16 protein-coding genes and 1 tRNA gene are annotated in these 16,722 nt (G+C 66.4%); 11 read left to right on the forward strand and 6 right to left on the reverse strand.

Going from position 1 to position 16,722, the window contains the following annotated elements:
- Positions 1-56 precede the first annotated feature (56 nt).
- Positions 57-1,274 (forward strand): dual-specificity RNA methyltransferase RlmN, encoded by a 1,218-nt coding sequence (gene rlmN, locus AC5RW2_RS17860; protein WP_493962693.1) that lies wholly within the window; start codon positions 57-59, stop codon positions 1,272-1,274.
- A 246-nt stretch (positions 1,275-1,520) separates the two neighbouring features.
- Entirely contained in the window at positions 1,521-1,901 is a 381-nt protein-coding gene (locus AC5RW2_RS17865) for a DUF2695 domain-containing protein (protein WP_493962692.1), read from the forward strand.
- 10 nt (positions 1,902-1,911) lie between these two features.
- Here the strand turns inward: AC5RW2_RS17865 and AC5RW2_RS17870 are convergent, their stop codons facing one another.
- From AC5RW2_RS17870 to purB, 4 genes are all read right to left on the reverse strand, one after another.
- Positions 1,912-2,349: an acyl-CoA thioesterase gene (locus tag AC5RW2_RS17870; protein WP_493962691.1), complete on the reverse strand. Its 438-nt coding sequence runs from the start codon at positions 2,347-2,349 to the stop codon at positions 1,912-1,914.
- An 84-nt stretch (positions 2,350-2,433) separates the two neighbouring features.
- Positions 2,434-4,695 (reverse strand): choline BCCT transporter BetT, encoded by a 2,262-nt coding sequence (gene betT / locus AC5RW2_RS17875; protein ID WP_493962690.1) that lies wholly within the window; start codon positions 4,693-4,695, stop codon positions 2,434-2,436.
- A gap of 273 nt (positions 4,696-4,968) precedes the next feature.
- Positions 4,969-5,045 (reverse strand) — tRNA-Met (locus AC5RW2_RS17880).
- A gap of 160 nt (positions 5,046-5,205) precedes the next feature.
- Positions 5,206-6,618, reverse strand: coding sequence for an adenylosuccinate lyase (gene purB / locus AC5RW2_RS17885; RefSeq protein ID WP_493962689.1), 1,413 nt, complete (start codon positions 6,616-6,618; stop codon positions 5,206-5,208).
- 155 nt (positions 6,619-6,773) lie between these two features.
- Here purB and AC5RW2_RS17890 point away from each other — a divergent pair, with 155 nt between their 5' ends.
- Positions 6,774-7,088, forward strand: coding sequence for a hypothetical protein (locus AC5RW2_RS17890; protein ID WP_493962688.1), 315 nt, complete (start codon positions 6,774-6,776; stop codon positions 7,086-7,088).
- 35 nt (positions 7,089-7,123) lie between these two features.
- The gene (locus tag AC5RW2_RS17895) at positions 7,124-8,602 is read left to right on the forward strand and encodes a hypothetical protein (protein ID WP_493962687.1); all 1,479 of its coding nucleotides are present in this window, start codon (positions 7,124-7,126) and stop codon (positions 8,600-8,602) included.
- 1 nt (position 8,603) lies between these two features.
- On the opposite strand, the gene AC5RW2_RS17900 is transcribed toward AC5RW2_RS17895, so the two are convergent.
- Positions 8,604-9,005, reverse strand: coding sequence for a phage holin family protein (locus AC5RW2_RS17900; protein WP_493962686.1), 402 nt, complete (start codon positions 9,003-9,005; stop codon positions 8,604-8,606).
- Positions 9,006-9,077: 72 nt separating this feature from the next.
- Here AC5RW2_RS17900 and AC5RW2_RS17905 point away from each other — a divergent pair, with 72 nt between their 5' ends.
- The 7 genes from AC5RW2_RS17905 (at position 9,078) to AC5RW2_RS17935 (ending at position 15,431) form a co-directional block, all read left to right on the forward strand.
- Positions 9,078-10,229: a histidinol-phosphate transaminase gene (locus AC5RW2_RS17905; protein ID WP_493962685.1), complete on the forward strand. Its 1,152-nt coding sequence runs from the start codon at positions 9,078-9,080 to the stop codon at positions 10,227-10,229.
- 148 nt (positions 10,230-10,377) lie between these two features.
- A complete protein-coding gene (gene pdhA / locus AC5RW2_RS17910; RefSeq protein WP_493951490.1) occupies positions 10,378-11,559 on the forward strand; it encodes a pyruvate dehydrogenase (acetyl-transferring) E1 component subunit alpha in 1,182 nt (393 codons plus the stop codon).
- On the forward strand, positions 11,559-12,533 hold the full coding sequence (locus AC5RW2_RS17915; RefSeq protein ID WP_493962684.1) for an alpha-ketoacid dehydrogenase subunit beta: 975 nt from the start codon (positions 11,559-11,561) through the stop codon (positions 12,531-12,533). The genes pdhA and AC5RW2_RS17915 overlap by 1 nt, the downstream gene beginning before the upstream one ends.
- 13 nt (positions 12,534-12,546) lie before the next feature.
- Positions 12,547-14,076: a dihydrolipoamide acetyltransferase family protein gene (locus AC5RW2_RS17920; RefSeq protein ID WP_493962683.1), complete on the forward strand. Its 1,530-nt coding sequence runs from the start codon at positions 12,547-12,549 to the stop codon at positions 14,074-14,076.
- Between the two features lie 105 nt (positions 14,077-14,181).
- Positions 14,182-14,697, forward strand: a complete 516-nt coding sequence (rraA, locus tag AC5RW2_RS17925) for a ribonuclease E activity regulator RraA (protein WP_493962682.1) — start codon at positions 14,182-14,184, stop codon at positions 14,695-14,697.
- Positions 14,698-14,728: 31 nt separating this feature from the next.
- Positions 14,729-15,157 carry a VOC family protein gene (locus AC5RW2_RS17930; protein ID WP_493962681.1) on the forward strand — a complete coding sequence of 143 codons (429 nt, stop codon included), beginning with the start codon at positions 14,729-14,731 and terminating at the stop codon, positions 15,155-15,157.
- A gap of 46 nt (positions 15,158-15,203) precedes the next feature.
- Positions 15,204-15,431 (forward strand): hypothetical protein, encoded by a 228-nt coding sequence (locus AC5RW2_RS17935; RefSeq protein WP_493962680.1) that lies wholly within the window; start codon positions 15,204-15,206, stop codon positions 15,429-15,431.
- Here AC5RW2_RS17935 and AC5RW2_RS17940 read toward each other — a convergent pair.
- Positions 15,409-16,698 (reverse strand): aminotransferase-like domain-containing protein, encoded by a 1,290-nt coding sequence (locus AC5RW2_RS17940; RefSeq protein WP_493962679.1) that lies wholly within the window; start codon positions 16,696-16,698, stop codon positions 15,409-15,411. The two genes, AC5RW2_RS17935 and AC5RW2_RS17940, sit on opposite strands and share 23 nt — an antisense overlap.
- Positions 16,699-16,722: the final 24 nt, after the last annotated feature.

A 16,722-nucleotide genomic window follows, 5' to 3' on the forward strand; every position in this document is an offset into this window, starting at 1 on the left:
CGAACATTCCGGAGCGAAGGGAGAACTATATCCTGTCTGTGCGACAATGGATGGCAATGTCTTCGCAGATTTCTTCCCCCCAAAAAACTTCCGACCGGCCCCAGGTGCGCCCCGCCGCCGAGGGCTGGGACCAAGCCGTCACCACCGAGGGCCGGCCGCTGCTGCAGTTCAAGTCCCCTCGGGTCAAGCAGCCGCCGGTACATCTGGCGGACATGACCCTGGCAGAGCGGCAGGAAAAGATGAAGGAGCTGGGGCTGCCGGCGTTCCGCGCCAAGCAGCTCTCCACGCACTACTTCCAGCACTACACCACCGATCCCGAGCGGATGAGCGACCTGCCCAAGGAGCGCCGTGCGGAGTTGGCGGAGACCTTCTTCCCCACCCTGCTGACCGAGGTCAAGCGGCTGAAGACGGACAACGGCGACACGATCAAGTTCCTCTGGCGGCTCTTCGACGGCTCGCTGGTCGAGTCGGTGCTGATGCGCTACCCCGGCCGGATCACGCTCTGCGTTTCCAGCCAGTGCGGTTGCGGCATGAACTGCCCCTTCTGTGCCACGGGTCAGGCAGGCCTAACCCGCAACATGTCCACCGCGGAGATCCTGGACCAGATTGTGCAGGCCAACCGGGTGATCGCCGAGGGCGGCCTGGGCGGCAAGCGCAAGGACGCCGGGCACGACGCCGAGCGCGTCACCAACATTGTCTTCATGGGCATGGGCGAGCCGCTGGCTAACTACAAGCGCGTGATGAACGCCGTGCACCGGATGGTGGACGAGGCGCCCGAGGGCCTGGGCATGAGCGCCCGCGGCATCACCGTCTCCACTGTCGGCCTGGTGCCGGCGATCAAGAAGCTGGCGGATGAAAACCTCCCCTTCACCTTCGCGCTCAGCCTGCACGCACCCGACGACGAACTGCGCGACGAGCTGATTCCGGTAAACTCCCGCTGGAAGGTGGACGAGGCCCTCGACGCCGCGTACGGCTACTACCAGCAGACCGGGCGGCGCGTGTCCATCGAGTATGCGCTGATCAAGGATATGAACGACCACGCCTGGCGGGCCGACCTGCTGGCGAAGAAGCTGAACAAGCGCGGCCGCGGCTGGGTGCACGTCAACCCGATCCCGCTGAACCCGACGCCCGGCTCCATCTGGACCTCGTCCGATCCGGCCGTCACCCGGGAGTTCGTCAACCGGTTGAACGACGCCGGCATCCCCACCACGCTGCGCGACACCCGCGGCAAGGAGATCGACGGCGCCTGCGGCCAGCTCGCGGCCGCAGAGTAACCTCCGCCCGCCGGTGATCGACCCTAACGACGTCGCCCTACCGGTGGTCGACCAAGCGAGCGCCCACCGGTGGTCGACCAAGCGAGCGCCAGCGAGCGCGTGGAGACTCCGGACGTGACCGGACCTCCACAAGCGCCTCCAGACTGCTCCCGGCTCACATGCCGCTGATCGGTGAGTCGCTGCTGGCGCCCCCGGCGGCATCCTGATTGGGCGGGCGGTCGGGCCCGCCCCAACCAGGAGGACGCGATGGCGCTGTCGGAAGTGGAAGAACTAGAGGCGGAGTTGCGCGGGCTCGCGGACGACTTGACCACCCCGATACCCGGCGAGTGCCTGCTCTGCTATCTCTACCGGATGCTGGAGTTCGGTTGTCGGCGGCACGATTTCACTCGGCGGTACCAACGCCTGAGGGCGCCCCGGGCCACTGCCTTGTTGCGCAGGCTCTCCCGGATGGGCGGCTGCTGCTGCGAGTGCGAAATCTTCCTGAATGCTTACCAGCCGCATCCCCGGTATTTCGGTGTGGATGAGGACGGCGAGTTCATCATGGAGCCGATGCCGGTATGCCACGGCGTCCGCCGGGGTTCTTCGCAGCCATGCTGCCTGTGGCAGCGAAGACCGCGCTACCCGTGATCCGCAGTCGTCACTCGGCGGCGCGGCGGACAGCGTCCAGATGTTGGCTCGGCACGCGGTTTCGGGAGTAGGTGATCTCGGTGTAGCCGTGCGGCGCAGGCTTGCCGTCCTCGCCGAGGTTCACGAACACGATCTTCTCGATGGTCAGGATGGACTGGCGAGTGAACATGTTGCGCACTTCGGCCCGCATGGTCAGCGAGGTGCGACCGAAGTGGGTCGCCGTCAGCCCCATTTCGATCAGGTCGCCCTGCTGCGCGGAGCTGACGAAGTTGATCTCCGACATGTACTTGGTCACCGCCATGCCGTTGCCTAGCTGGACGATGGCGTAGATGGCCGCCTCTTCATCGATCCAGCGCAGCAGGCTGCCGCCGAACAAGGTGCCGTTGGCATTGAGGTCTTCGGGCCGCACCCATTTACGGGTGTGGAACGTGATGTCGCCGGTTTCCATGGAACCGACAGTAGCCGAAGTGCGAGCCTGCGGCCCACGCACGAGAAGGAACCCTTCTACCGAAGACGGGGACCGCAGCGCAGGTTACTCGTCGAGTTTCTCAACGTCGTCTGCCTTCTGAGGCACCAGCGGTATGGATTCGGTCGTCGGCGGCACCCGGGGCGTGAGCACGGAAGCGTAGTCGTGTTCGCTGGAGTAGTTGAGGAAGCCCAGGTGCGCCTCATACCGGTCAAGCACATCGTTGATGACCTGTTGCTGGGTCAGGCCCATCAGGTCGTAGCCCTCGGTGCCCGTCTGGGTGAACACCTCGAGGCGATAGTAGGTGTCGATCTCCCGCGGCATGCTACGGCCGCCGAAGGTCGGCACCGGTGCCTCCACCGCTGCCACTTGGTAGTGGAAGTTGCGGTGGTTGTCCATGTTCACTACCAGCGTGTACTCGTCGATCCTTGTTTCGGGGTTCGGGGTCGTCGTCAGCTCTGCCTCGTAGCCCAGGCTGGTGAACTCCTTGGCCACGTCCTGCAAGGCCGGCAGTACGGTACGTTCGGCGAACTGCGCCACAGCCTTGTTGGACGGGTAGGAACGCAACGTGGCCAGTCGTTGCCGCCAGGTCTTTTCCGGGACTTGGCCGCCGTGCGCAGCAGTCGAACGCCTGCGCCTCACCTGGCCCTCCCTCTCCGCACGCTCCATCCGGAGCACTTTGGAGAACGAGGCCATCACCAAGTACGCAATGATCGTGACCGGCAGGGCGAAGATCAAGGTGGCATGTTCCATCGTGGTTACGCCGCCGGCCACCAGCATGGCCACTGTGAGGATGGCGGTAACCAGCGCCCAGAAAATGCGAAGCCACTTGGCCCCGTCCATTGCCGGGTCGGGGATGGAGGAGGAGAAGTTGGACATCACCATTGCGCCGGAGTTGGCGCTGGTGAGGTAGAACAGCAGGCCGGACAATGTGGCGAGCCCGATCAGGAACGGGGCGCCCGGGAACATCTCCAGCAGCGCGTACCAGCCATGCTCGGGGCTCTCGACGGCGAGCCGTGCGAACTCCTTGTTTCCGCCGAGCACTTCGCTCATGGCGCTGTTGCCGAAGATCGAGACGATGAAGAAGTCGCAGAGAACCGGAGCGGTGATGGCGGCGATGACGAACTCGCGCAACGTCCTGCCGCGCGAAATGCGTGCCAGGAAGAGTCCGACGAACGGCCCCCAGGCCAGCCAGAAGGCCCAGAAGAAGAGCGTCCAGCCCGCCATCCAGGATGATCCGTCCTCTTCGTAGGCCAGCGTCTGCAGGGTGCGCTCGGGCAGCGAGAAGACGAAGCGTCCGATGTTCTCCACCATGGCATTGAGCAGGAAGGACGTCTTGCCCGTGACCAGGATGTAGAGCATCATCGCTCCGGCGGCCCATAGGTTGAGCTCGGAGATCCACCGGATCCCCTTGTCGACGCCGGAGGTACAAGCGGCGACGGTCATCACCACGGCGACCAGCACGAGGGCGATCTGCAGGGCTAGCCCCTCCGGCAGGCCGAACAGCCAGCTAAAGCCAACGTTGAGCAGGACGACGCCGATGCCCATGGACGTGGCCACGCCGAAGACAGTACCGACCAAGGCGAAGATGTCGATGACGTCGCCGGTGACCCCGCGCACCCGCTTGCCGAGCAGCGGATAGAGGGCCGCCCGGATGGACAGCGGCATGCCCCAGCGGTAGGCAAAGTAGCCCATTGCCATGCCGAGCAGGGCGTACATGGACCAGCCCGCCACCCCGTAGTGGAACATGGTCCAGACCACCGCGTCCTGGGCCGCTTCGGCGGATTCCGGAGTGGCGGTGGGGGGCGAGATGTATTGCGTGATCGGCCCGGTCACCGAGTAGAAGAGCATGTCGATGCCCACACCGGCAGCAAAGAGCATGGCGACCCAAGTGAACAGGTTGTACTGCGGGCGTGAATGATCGGGGCCAAGTCGGACGCTGCCCTCTTTGGAAAGGGCAACCCACAGGACGAAGAGGATGACCAACGTGACGGTCACAACGTAGAACCAGCCCAGATTGGTGGCGATCCAATTGACTGCCGTGAGCATGATTCCGGCCGCGTTGTCCGGGGCAGCTATGGCCCAGATGGAGAACGCCAGCACGATCACCGAGGCAATGATGAACACGCGCCAATTGACCCGTGGGCCACGATGCTCGGCCAGCTCGGTGGGTCCCTTGCTCAGTTCGGTGCTGGAAATCGGTGGGCGCCTGGCTTCGACCTCGGCGTCAACCGGTTTGCGTCGTTCCACCGCACCGAAGCGGCTGCGTTCGACCAGCGGCTTCGGGGTCTCATGCTCCGGTGTGGACGCGTCTTCGGCCTTGGCCATCACGATCTCCTTCTATCACGGGGCCCGGGTGCGCGGCCCCGTAAGAGGCACGGTACTCGGACCTGGGCCGGCGCTCCAGACGCGCCGGAGCGGGGGAACCTGGCGCTGCTCATTCAGCACCGGTGGGCTGCTCATCGACCTGCGCTTGACCTGCCTTGCAGGCGGCGTGGCGGCGTCTCATCGCTGTCGGTCGATGCCGATGGGCGGTCCGCTGCAGGCAGCGCGCACAAAAAATAGAATCCCGGCCGGGTGACCCGGGCCGGGATTCTACTGTGGTTGCGGGGGTAGGATTTGAACCTACGACCTCCGGGTTATGAGCCCGGCGAGCTACCGAACTGCTCCACCCCGCGGCGTATTAATGACTGTAGACCCCCCAGTGGCCAAACGACGAATTTGGTGAGGCGCGTCACCGTCGGCGTCAAAAACCCTTGTCCTTAAAGCACGACGGCGGCCGGGCGCCTTCTCCGCGGAAGGTGCACGGCCGCCGTCGTCGGCAGAACCTGTGGAGGACTAGATGAGGTGGTCCACCAGCTTGCCGGCTATGCCGTTGTAGTTGCCCGGGGTCAGCGCCAGCAGCCGTGCTTCGGCCTCGGGGGAGAGGCCCAGGCCGGAGACAAACTCCTTCATCCGCTCGGCGTCGACCCGGTGGCCGCGGGTGAGTTCCTTGAGCCGCTCGTACGGGTTCTCCATGCCTTCCACGCCGGCGATGGCCTCGGCGCGCATGACCATCTGGATGGCTTCGCCGAGCACCTCCCAGTTCTGGTCCAGGTCCGCGGCCAGCACGTCGGCCGGCACGCTGAGCCGGTCCAGTCCCTTGGCCACGTTGGAGATGGCCAGCAGCGAGTGCCCGAAGGCGACGCCGATGTTGCGCTGCGAGGACGAGTCCGTCAGGTCGCGCTGCCAGCGGGAGGTGACCAGGGTGGCCGCCAGCGTGTCCAGCAGCCCGTTGGAGATCTCCAGGTTGGCTTCGGCATTCTCGAAGCGGATCGGGTTCACCTTGTGCGGCATCGTGGAGGAGCCGGTGGCACCTTCCACCGGGATCTGCGCGAAGTAGCCGATGGAGATGTAGCTCCAGATGTCGGTGCAGGCGTTGTGCAGGATCCGGTTGAAGCGGGCCATGTCCGCGTACAGCTCGGCCTGCCAGTCGTGCGATTCGATCTGCGTGGTCAGCGGGTTCCAGGTCAGCCCGAGGCCCTCGATGAAGGACTTGGAGACGGCCTGCCAGTCGGCGGAGGGCACTGATGCGTAGTGGGCCGCGTAGGTGCCGGTGGCGCCGTTGATCTTGCCCAGGTAATCGGTCTTGGCGATCCGGTCCAGCTGGCGGTTCAGCCGGTGCGCGATGACGGCCAGCTCCTTGCCCAGGCTGGTCGGCGTGGCGGGCTGTCCGTGGGTGCGTGAGAGCATCGGCACATCGCGGTGCTCACGCGCCATCTCCGCAAACTGCTCCACCAGCGCGCGGGCAGCGGGTAGCCAGACCTGTTCCACGGCCCCCTTGACGCCCACCGCGTAGGACAGGTTGTTGATGTCCTCGGAGGTGCAGCCGAAGTGCACCATGGCGGTGAGGTTCTCGATGCCGATTCCTTCGAGCCGACGGCCGATGAAGTACTCCACGGCCTTCACATCGTGGACGGTGACGGCTTCGATCTCCGCCAGTTCGCGCACGGCGTTGCCGTCGAAGTCGGTGACGATCTTGCGCAGCGCCGCCTGCTGGTCTTCGCTGAGCGGGCCCGCGCCGGGCAGGACTGACTGGCTGGTCAGGTGAATCAGCCATTCCACCTCGACGTGCACGCGGTCGCGGTTCAGTGCCGCTTCCGAAAGGTAGTCCACCAGCGGCGCAACCGCGTGGTGGTACCGCCCGTCCAGCGGACCGAGCGCGATAGCGGGGGTGACTTCTGCCAAGGGGACGCGGTGAGTTTCAGCCATGGCCCCTATTCTCCCATGTTCAATCCCGCCGTTTCCTGCGTGACTTCGCCTCCACAGCGCTGCTGCGTCCGACGCCGTGCACATAGCCGGACGCCCGCGGCCGCCGGGGAAGGCGCCGGGCCTAGCGTCGATGGTGGAGGCGCAAGGAGGTCTGGGTGATGTTTTGGCAAACAACGACGGCGGAGGCCGGGTGGGGCGGGCCGCCGGACCCGGGATGGGGGCCGGCTGCCGGCCGGCTTTTGTCCTGCGAGCAGGAACTGCTGGGGGTGCGCGCAGATCTGGCGGCCGCCGCTCAGGCGTGGGTTTCGCCAGCCGGCAGGGCCTTCAGGGAGCAGTTGTACGAGTACCGGTTGGGGATGGCGGAGGCGGCGGAGCTGCTCAGGGTCTCGGCGGCTGCGCTCAGGGCCGCGGACGGGGCAATCAGCGCTGCCAGAGCGGCGGCCGCCGCCATGCACGGCCGCTTGCCGTGAGATTCCACCGGCGGACCTGGTACTGAGGATGCCCGGTGGCTGTGGCAGGCTGGCTGCCCGGGGGAGCCCGGTGGTGGGAAGGAGCGGCCGGATATCGCAGCTATGACGGCTACCGGGTGGCTGGCGGCATTGGCGGTATTGCGTTCGAATGGCAGGAGCTGGCGTCGGCCGCGGCCGGTCTCGAATCAGCCGCGGCATCCATCGGCGGGCAGTGGCGCGACGTCTGGGCCGTGAAACTGCTGCTGGCCGATCCGCGCTGGGTTCTGCTGCCGGAACGAGTGGCAGCCGAGGCGGCGGTGAACGCGGCAGCGGGATCGCTGGCCGGCTTGGCGGATAACTGCGGGGCATTGGCGGCCAAAGTGCGGCTGGCATACGGCACCTACCGGGCCGCGGAGCAGGCTGCCGCCACCGGAATGCAGGCCGTTGACGCGGCGACCTGGTGGATCACAGTGGCCGTCGGCATGGCCGCCAACGAGGGGCGGCCGACTCGGGCCGGTGCCGAGCGGCTGTTGAATCAGGGACCCGCCGCGCTCGCGCTGGGTGCTCCGGCCGCCGGCGCGCTGCTGCGGGACGCCCGGCACGGCGGTGTGGGGCAAGAGCCGGTCAGTCAACACATCGCGGTCATGCTGGCCGCAGCGGCGGCCCGCCATGCCGGCCTGCTTCACGGCTCCCGCATCGAGATCGTGCGCGTGGACGCGGCGGCCGAAGAGATCGACCCGGCGCCGGCCACGCTGGCGGGGCTGCTGGAACGGACCGCCGTCGCCGCTGAAGCCGGCGACGGAACCGTGGAGGTCCTTGAGCTGGAGTCCGGCGGGCAGAAGCGCTGGGTGGTCGCGCTTCCGGGCACCCAGGCCGCGGGCACGGCCCAGCCGACAGCGAATCCCTTTGACGAGTCCGGTATTGCCGAAGCCGTCGCCGACGGCAGCCCGTTTATTGCTGATGCCGTGTCGCGCGCACTCCGGGAGGCGGGCGCCGACGCGGACGATCTGGTGGTGTTGGCCGGCTACAGCCAGGGCGGCATCCACGCCATGAACCTCGCCGCGGACCCGGCTTTCCTGGCCGAACACAACGTGGGATTCGTGCTGACGGCCGGATCGCCGGTCGCCGGCATCGCGGCCGGCCCGGGCGTCCGCAGCGTCCACTTGGAGCACGTCCAGGACTGGGTTCCGGGCGCCGATGCCAGTCCCAATCCGGACCGGCGCGAGCAGGTCACCGTGACGCTGACTGATCCCGTCGCCACTCCGGCGGGCGAAGACGTGGGACTCGGGCCAGGCCACGATCTGCAGAACTACGTGCACGGCGCCCGCGGGATGGCGGCGAGTCCGGACCCTTCGGTGCAGGATGCGGCAGCCTACCTGGGCGCTGCGCTCGCCGGCGGGACGGTGCGGCAGCATCTGTTCACCCTGCGCCGTGCCCACCCGGATTGCGGGCGGCCGACCCGGGCGGGTTCGCCGGCTGGACGCACGGCGCAGCCGCGGGACGGTGCCGGCGGTCACCGGAAAGCGAGGTCCTGACTCAGCGGCTGCGGGTCAACGTGCCGGCCACCATCGACACCACGCTGATTATCAGCGAGCCGAGGATGGCGGTCCAGAAGAACGAATCGACGACGAATTCCACCGGGGTGAAGCTGGACAGCCAAGCGGTCAGCACCAGCATCAGTGCGTTGATCACAATGGTGAACAGTCCCAGCGTCAGAATCGTTACGGGAATCGAAAGGAAGGAAACGATCGGGCGGACGATCGCGTTGACCAGGCCAAAGACCAGCCCGATGAACAGATAACCCAGAACCGTGCCGAGCATTTCATTGCCGACCGCGTCGGCCGCGGCGGATCCGTGGATGTCCATGCCGGGCAGGATCCAGTTGGCCACCCAGAGTGCCAGCGCATTGATAATGACCCGCACAATGAACTTTCCCATGCGCTTATGCTGCCACACCCCGCCGTCGCCACGCTGACTGAACTGTGCCGGGGCCCACGTATCCTTTAAGGCATGACTTCTCCTGAGAACCCCATCAAGGAAGCTGCGGTTCAGGCAGCAGGAACGCCGGCCCGGATACACCCGCGTCCGGTCCTCGACAGGCTGCCTAAGTATGCTGCCGGCAAACCGCCGACAGCGATCGAGGGACTGCAGTCCTATAAATTGTCCTCCAACGAAAACCCCTTGCCGCCGCTGCCTGCCGTGCTGGAAGCCGTGAACGCGCAGACGGACATCATGCGCTACCCCGACCCGTTGTGCACCGCACTGCGAACCGAACTGGGCCGCTTCCTGGACGTCCCGGCCGACGACATTGTCACCGGCGCGGGTAGCCTGGGCGCCCTGGTGCAGATCCTGCAGACGTTTGCCGGGCAGCACGAGGACGGCAGCGAAGACGAAGTTGTCTACCCCTGGCGCTCGTTCGAGGCCTACCCCATCATGGTGGGACTCTCCGGCGCCCGGAGCGTCCAGGTCCCCAACCGGTCCGACGGCACGCACGACCTCGAAGCCATGCTGGACGCCGTGACCGAACGGACCAAGGTCATTCTGCTGTGCACGCCGAACAACCCGACTGGGCCGGCGCTGAAGGCGACCGACGTGGAGAACTTTGTCCGCGCCGTCCGTGACGACATCATCGTGGTCATCGACGAGGCCTACACGGAGTTCGTCCGCGACCCGGAGGTGGTGGACGGCGTCGCGATGTACCGGAAGTATCCGAATGTGGTGGTACTTCGCACCTTCTCCAAGGCGCACGGCCTGGCCGGCCTGCGCGTGGGCTATTCCATCTCGCAGCCACAGATCACCCAGCACCTGCGCGTAGCGGCAACGCCGTTTGCGGTCTCCAGCCTGGCCGAGCATGCGGCCATTACGTCGCTGCGCCACTACGACGAAGTTGTAGAAAGGGTACAAAGCCTGGTGGACGAACGTGACCGGGTGGTCGCCGGCCTCGCGATGCTGGGGTGGAAGATCCCGCAGACCCAAGGCAACTTCGTCTGGCTGCCGCTGGGCGACCGGGCGCAGGAGTTCGCCGAGTTGGCCGGGCAGCAAGCGCTGTCGGTCAGGGCCTTCGCCGGCGACGGCGTCCGTGTCAGTATTGGCGAGGTCGAGGCCAATAGCCGTTTCCTGACGCTCTGTGAGAACTATACAAACGGTCCCGGCGTTTCCTGACGGTAATAGCACGGGTCCCGGCGGGCGCTGCCGTTAGGCTAAGACGAGACAAACGACCGGTATATGCCGGGTCAGGAATGCATTCCCGGCCCGGCATATATGAACAGCGAAGATCTGCCGGACGCCGGCCGATCGGCGAGGAGTTCATATGGGCGCTGAGCACTTGCCCGCCTCGGAATTCGATATCGAAGAACTCGAGCAGTCCCTGATGACCAGCGACCCCGCTGAGGCACCGCCGCTGGTGCAGTTGATGGCGCCCGACGGCAGCGTCCGCGAGGACGCCAAGTACGGCCACTATGCGGCCCATTTGGACGGCGACGCGCTCCGCGCCATGTACCGGGACATGGCTCTGGTCCGCCGCTTCGACCAGGAGGCCACCGCGCTGCAGCGGCAGGGCCAACTGCTGCTGTGGCCGCCCCTGCTCGGGCAGGAAGCGGCGCAGATCGGCTCCGGCAGCGCGCTGCGACGCCAGGACTACGTGTTCCCGACCTACCGCGAGCACGGCGTTGCGCTCACCCGCGGGCTGGAACTGTCCAAGGTGCTGCGGCTCTTCCGCGGCGTCAGCAACGGCGGCTGGGACCCGCGGGAGAGCAACTTCCACCTCTACACGTTGGTGCTGGCCGCCCAATCGCTGCACGCGGTCGGCTACGCCATGGGCGTCCAGCGCGACGGCGAGGATGCCGTGACGGTCGCCTACTTCGGCGACGGGGCCAGTTCGGAAGGCGATATCCACGAGTCGATGGTGTTTGCCGCCTCCAACCAGTCGCCGGTGGTCTTTTTCTGCCAGAACAACCACTGGGCCATCTCCGTCCCCTCGGAGGTCCAGTCGCGGATCCCGCTGTCCAACCGTGCCACCGGCTACGGTTTCCCCGGCATCCGCGTGGACGGCAATGACGTGGTGGCCGTCCACGCAGTCACGCGCTGGGCGCTGGAGCGGGCGCGGTCGGGCAAGGGCCCGGTGCTGATCGAGGCGTTTACCTACCGGATGAGCGCCCACACGACCGCGGACGATCCCACCAAATACCGCGAGGCTGCCGAAGAAGAGAAGTGGCGTGAGCGCGATCCGCTGCTGCGGTTGGAACGGTATTTGCGCAGCACCAACACCGCCGGCCAGGACTTCTTCGACCAAGTCACCGTGGAGGCGGACAAGCTCGCGGCCAGCACACGCGCCGATGTGCTGGCGATGGAGGCCCCGGACTTCGAGGACCACTTCGCCAATGTGTACGGAGATCCGCACCCCTTGGTCCGCGAGGAGCTGGAGTGGCACCGGCAGTACCAGGCCGGCTTCGCCGAGGACAACGCCGGACAGGCTGAAGGGGAGGCACGCTGATGGCCACCATGACCATTGCCAAGGCGATCACCAGCGGCCTCCGCGCCGTCCTGGCCGACGACCCGAAGACGCTCATCATGGGCGAGGACATCGGCAAGCTCGGCGGTGTCTACCGCGTCACCGAAGGACTGCAGGCCGAATTCGGTGCCGACCGGGTGGTCGACACCCCGCTGGCCGAGTCGGGCATCCTCGGCACCGCGATCGGGTTGTGCTTCCGCGGCTACCGGCCCATCTGCGAGATCCAGTTCGACGGATTTGTCTTCCCCGCGTTCAACCAGATCACCACGCAGTTGGCCAAAATCCGCTCCCGCAGCTCCGGCATGCTGTCCGCCCCCGTCGTCATCCGCATTCCCTACGGCGGCGGCATCGGATCCATCGAGCACCATTCAGAGTCCCCCGAAGCGCTCTTCGCGCATACCCCCGGACTGCGCATCATCACGCCGTCCAACGCGCATGACGCCTACTGGATGACCCAGCAGGCCGTCGCCAGCGAGGACCCGGTGATCATCTTCGAGCCCAAACGCCGCTACTGGCTCAAGGGCGAGGTGGACACCGAGTCGGCCGGCCGTGATGCCTTCAGCGCACAGGTGGTCCGGGAGGGGACGGACGCCACCATCGTGGCCTACGGCCCGCTGGTCCCGGTCGCGCTGGCCGCGGCGCAAGCGGCGGAAGAGGACGGTAAAAGCGTCGAGGTGATCGACTTGCGCTCCATCTCGCCGATCGATTTCGAAACCGTCACGGCATCGGTCGAGAAGACCGGCCGGCTGATCGTCACGCACGAGGCCCCGACTTTCGGCGGCATCGGCGGCGAAATAGCCGCACGGGTGGGCGAGCGCGCCTTCCTGAGCTTGGAGGCCCCGGTGCTGCGCGTCGGCGGCTTCCACATGCCCTACCCACTGGCCAAGGTGGAGGAACAGTACCTGCCGGACATCGACCGCCTGCTCGAGGCCCTCGACCGTTCGCTCGCCTACTGATATCGGAGATTCCATGTCGAACACGCAGATTTTCAACCTCCCCGACGTCGGCGAGGGACTGGTCGAAGCCGAAATCGTGTCCTGGAAGGTCAAGGCCGGAGACACCGTGGCGGTCAACGACGTGATCGTCGAGATCGAGACCGCCAAGTCCCTGGTCGAGCTGCCCAGCCCGTACGCCGGAATAGTCGCAGACCTGCTGGTGCCGGAGGGCCAGACCGTGGAGGTCGGCACGCCGATCATCGCCGTGGCCCCCGAAGGCGCCCAACCCGCCGCCGCAAGGCCGCAGCCCGCCACCGAAGCACCGGCCGCCACGGCGGCGCCGGAGCAGCCGGTGCCGAATGCGGCCCCCGAGGCCGGCCCGCTGGTCGGCTCCGGCCCCAAGGCCGATCCGGTCAGGCGCCGGCTGCGGCGCGGCAGCGCCGCTTCAACCGCCGCTTCAACCGCCGGAACAACGACGGCGGGGCGCGGCTCCGCGGTTCCGTCCGGCAAGAGGACCCCGCCTGCCGCCGCCCTGCATTTGCCCGAACCGCAGGGCCAGGCCCAGCATGTGCCTCCGGTTCCCACCGACGACGACGCTGCCGTTCCCGGTTCGGCCCCGGCCGCCGCCGGAAACCGGGGTGAAGCAGTCCAGGCCGCCGTCTCCCGGCTGCTGACGCGGGTGCTGGCCAAACCTCCGGTCCGCAAGGCGGCGAAGGATCTGGGCATCAACCTGGCCGACATCACCCCCACCGGCAAGGGCGGCGAGGTGACCAAGCAGGATCTGCTCAGCTACCAGGCCCAGCGCGAGGCGGAACAGGCGGCCGCACCCACGTTCTGGGCGCAGCGGAAGGGCCTTCTGGACAACCGGATTGAACGCATCCCGGTCAAGGGCGTGCGCAAGGCCACCGCCAAGGCGATGGTCGAGTCCGCCTTCAGCGCCCCGCACGTGAGCATCTTCGTGGACGTGGACGCATCGCGGACCATGGAGTTTGTGCAGCGGCTGAAGAAGTCCCGCGATTTTGAAGGCGTCAAGGTATCCCCGCTGCTCATCCTGGCCAAGGCCGTGATCTGGGCTGCCGCACGCAACCCAAGCGTCAACGCCAGTTGGGTGGAGACGGAGTCCGGCGACGAGATCCACGTCAAGCACTTCATGAACCTGGGCATTGCCGCCGCCACCCCGCGCGGCCTGCTGGTCCCCAACATCAAGGACGCGCAGGACCTCTCGCTGAAGGAACTCGCGGTCGCGCTCAACGAGCTGGCCACCACCGCCCGCGCCGGCAAAACCAAGCCAGCGGACATGCAGCACGGCACGCTGTCGATCACCAATATCGGCGCCCTCGGCATCGATATCGGCACCCCGATCATCAACCCTGGCGAAGTCGCAATCGTCGCCTTCGGCACCATCCGGCAGAAACCGTGGGTGGTGTCCGGCGAAGTCATCCCGCGCTGGATCACTACGCTGGGCGGCTCGTTCGACCACCGTGTGGTGGACGGCGACCTCTCCGCCCGGTTCATGGCCGACGTCGCCGCCATCATGGAGGAGCCGGCACTACTGCTCGACTGAAGCTGGCGCCGCGGCGGCGAGCTGTTTCGCCGCGGCAAGGTGGTGCCCGCCCGCCGGAGGCCGCAGTTGCTAGGATCACGGTGTGGCGAGGAGGAGCACCATCACGTGACCAATCCAGCAGGTATTGCCAAGGCAAGCACCGCCGTCGTACCCGCAGTGACGCCCACCGCGGACCTGTATGACGAACGCGGCGACGAGCTTGCCTCGGTGGCACTCCAGTTCCGCAATTTCGGCGGCAGGGAAGCCTTCAGCGGACCGGTCCGGACCATCAGGTGTTTCCAAGACAACGGGCTGGTGAAGTCGGTCCTCAACTCCCCGGGGGATGGCGCGGTGCTGGTCGTCGATGGCCGGGGCTCGCTGGAAACCGCGCTGATGGGGGACATGATCGCCGCTGCCGCCGTGGCCAACGGCTGGTCCGGCGTGATCATCAACGGAGCGGTCCGGGACCGGGCTGCCCTCGCGCAGCTGCCGCTCGGCATCAAGGCCCTGGGCAGCAACCCGCGCAAGAGCGCCAAAGAGAGCCGCGGCGAAACGGACGTGCCCGTCGAGATCGGGGGAGTGGTGTTCCGGCCCGGCGCCACGGTCCACGCCGATCTGGACGGCATCCTCGTGGACGGCTGACCGGCACGGTACGCGTGCTAACGTCCGTGAAATGGAACTGCGCCTTGAAGTCGTCCAAGTTCCGGTCTCGGATGTAGACCGGGCAAAAAAGTTCTATACCGAGCAGATGGGATTCATTCTCGACCACGACGTCGAACACATCCCCGGCATGCGGGTTGTCCAACTCACGCCGCCCGGATCATCGACGTCCATAGTCATCGGCACCGGAATGACCAGCATGCAACCGGGCAGCGTGGAAGGACTGCAGCTTGTTGTGCCTGACATGGAGTCAACCAGGTCCGAGCTTTTGCGGCGCGGCGCAGACAGCGGCAAGCAGCGCAAGTCGAAGCGCGCCAAGCGCCGCGCGACCTCGGCGGGTTCCTCTTCGCCTCTTTCGGTGACCCTGACGGGAACCGCTGGGTCATCCAGGAAATCCGCCCAGATAGTGCAGCTACCGGCGGCTCCTGAGCTAACACCCTGACCTGCCTGGGGAAACGCGAGCGAACGGGCTGTAAAAGACTGGGCGCATGAGTAACAACAGGCCCTCGCGTCAGCGCCGCGATGACTCAGGGGTGCCCAGGATCGACTGGAAGGGCACGCTGTGGGCCATGGCTGCGGTCTTCCTGCTCAGCTATGTGATGATCTGGCTGGTTCCCGGCCTGCATCCGGTCCTGCGCATCATCATCGTGATCGGGCTGTATTTCGCTGGCCGCTACGCGTACTACCGCTACGTCAAGAACCGGCGCCGGCCATAGCTTTCTCAAGGACCGGGGCAAGCCTTCGCACGCCCTCGCGGATGGCCTCCTCAGGCACGGCGCTGAAGGCCAGCCGCAGCTGATTCGACGGCTCGTCCGAGGGGCTGAACGCCGCGCCCGGAATGAAGACCACTCCGGCATCGATCGCGTCGTAGAGCAGCGGGTAGGTGTCCACACCATCCGGCAGGGTCACCCAGACAAAGAAGCCGCCCTCGGGTTCGGTCCAGCTGGCCCCTTTCGGCATGAATTCCTTCAGGGCGGCCAGCATGGCGGCGCACCGCTCGGCGTACAGCTGACGGTAGGTGTCGATTTGGCCCAGCCAGTCGTGTTCGGCCAGATAGGTGGTGATCAGCATCTGGTTCAGCGTGGGCGGACACAGCGTAACCGCTTCGTTGGCCAGGTAGAAACGGCGCTGCAGGTGGTCGGGCAGCAGCGCCCAGCCGATCCGCAGGCCCGGCGCCAGGATCTTGGAGAACGAGCCCAGATAGATCACGTCGTCGGGATTGTCCGCACGCAGCGGCCGCAGCGGCTGGCCGTCGAAGCGCAGCAGCCCGTAGGGATTGTCTTCGAGCACAAGAATGCCTGCCTCGCGGCAGATTTCCACGACGTGTTGCCGGCGCTCGGCAGCCAGCGTGATGCCGGAGGGATTGTTGAAACTGGGGATGGTGTAGAGGAACTTAATGCTGCGGCCTTCGCCCTGCAGCTCTTCGATGCGGCGCTGGAGTTCGGACGGGATGAGGCCGTGCTCATCCATGGCGACCGGTTCCACCTGCACCTCGTAGGCCTCGAAAGTGTTGAGCGCACCCACGTACGTCGGATTCTCGCACAGCACCACGTCCCCGGGATTGCAGAAGACCTTGGCGGCCACATCTTGGGCGGACTGGGATCCGGCCGTGATCACCACATTCGCCGGGTCTGCGCCGGTGATACCTTCGTGCTCCATCACGTCGCAGATCGCGCGCCGCAACTCCTCGGTGCCCTGTCCGCCGCCGTACTGGAGGGCGGCCATCCCATGCTCGGCAATCAGCCGCTGCGCCATGCCGGCGATCTTCTCCAGCGGCAGGGACTGCAGGTAAGGGTTGCCGCCGGCCAACGAAACCAGGCCGGGCCGCATCGAAACGTCGAAGACGTCCCGGACAGCCGATTGCTTGATGTTGGCCGCCCGCTGCGAGAAGAGATGTTGGTGCCGGTGCGCCGCCGTTGCACGTTCCAGCGCTACTTCTGTCTCGGCTGGCAGGGCCTCGAGGTCTGCATCCTGTGAAGTCACTCACACAGGATAGCGCGACATGTT

The sequence above is a fragment of the Arthrobacter sp. B0316-1-20 genome (genome assembly GCF_059091865.1).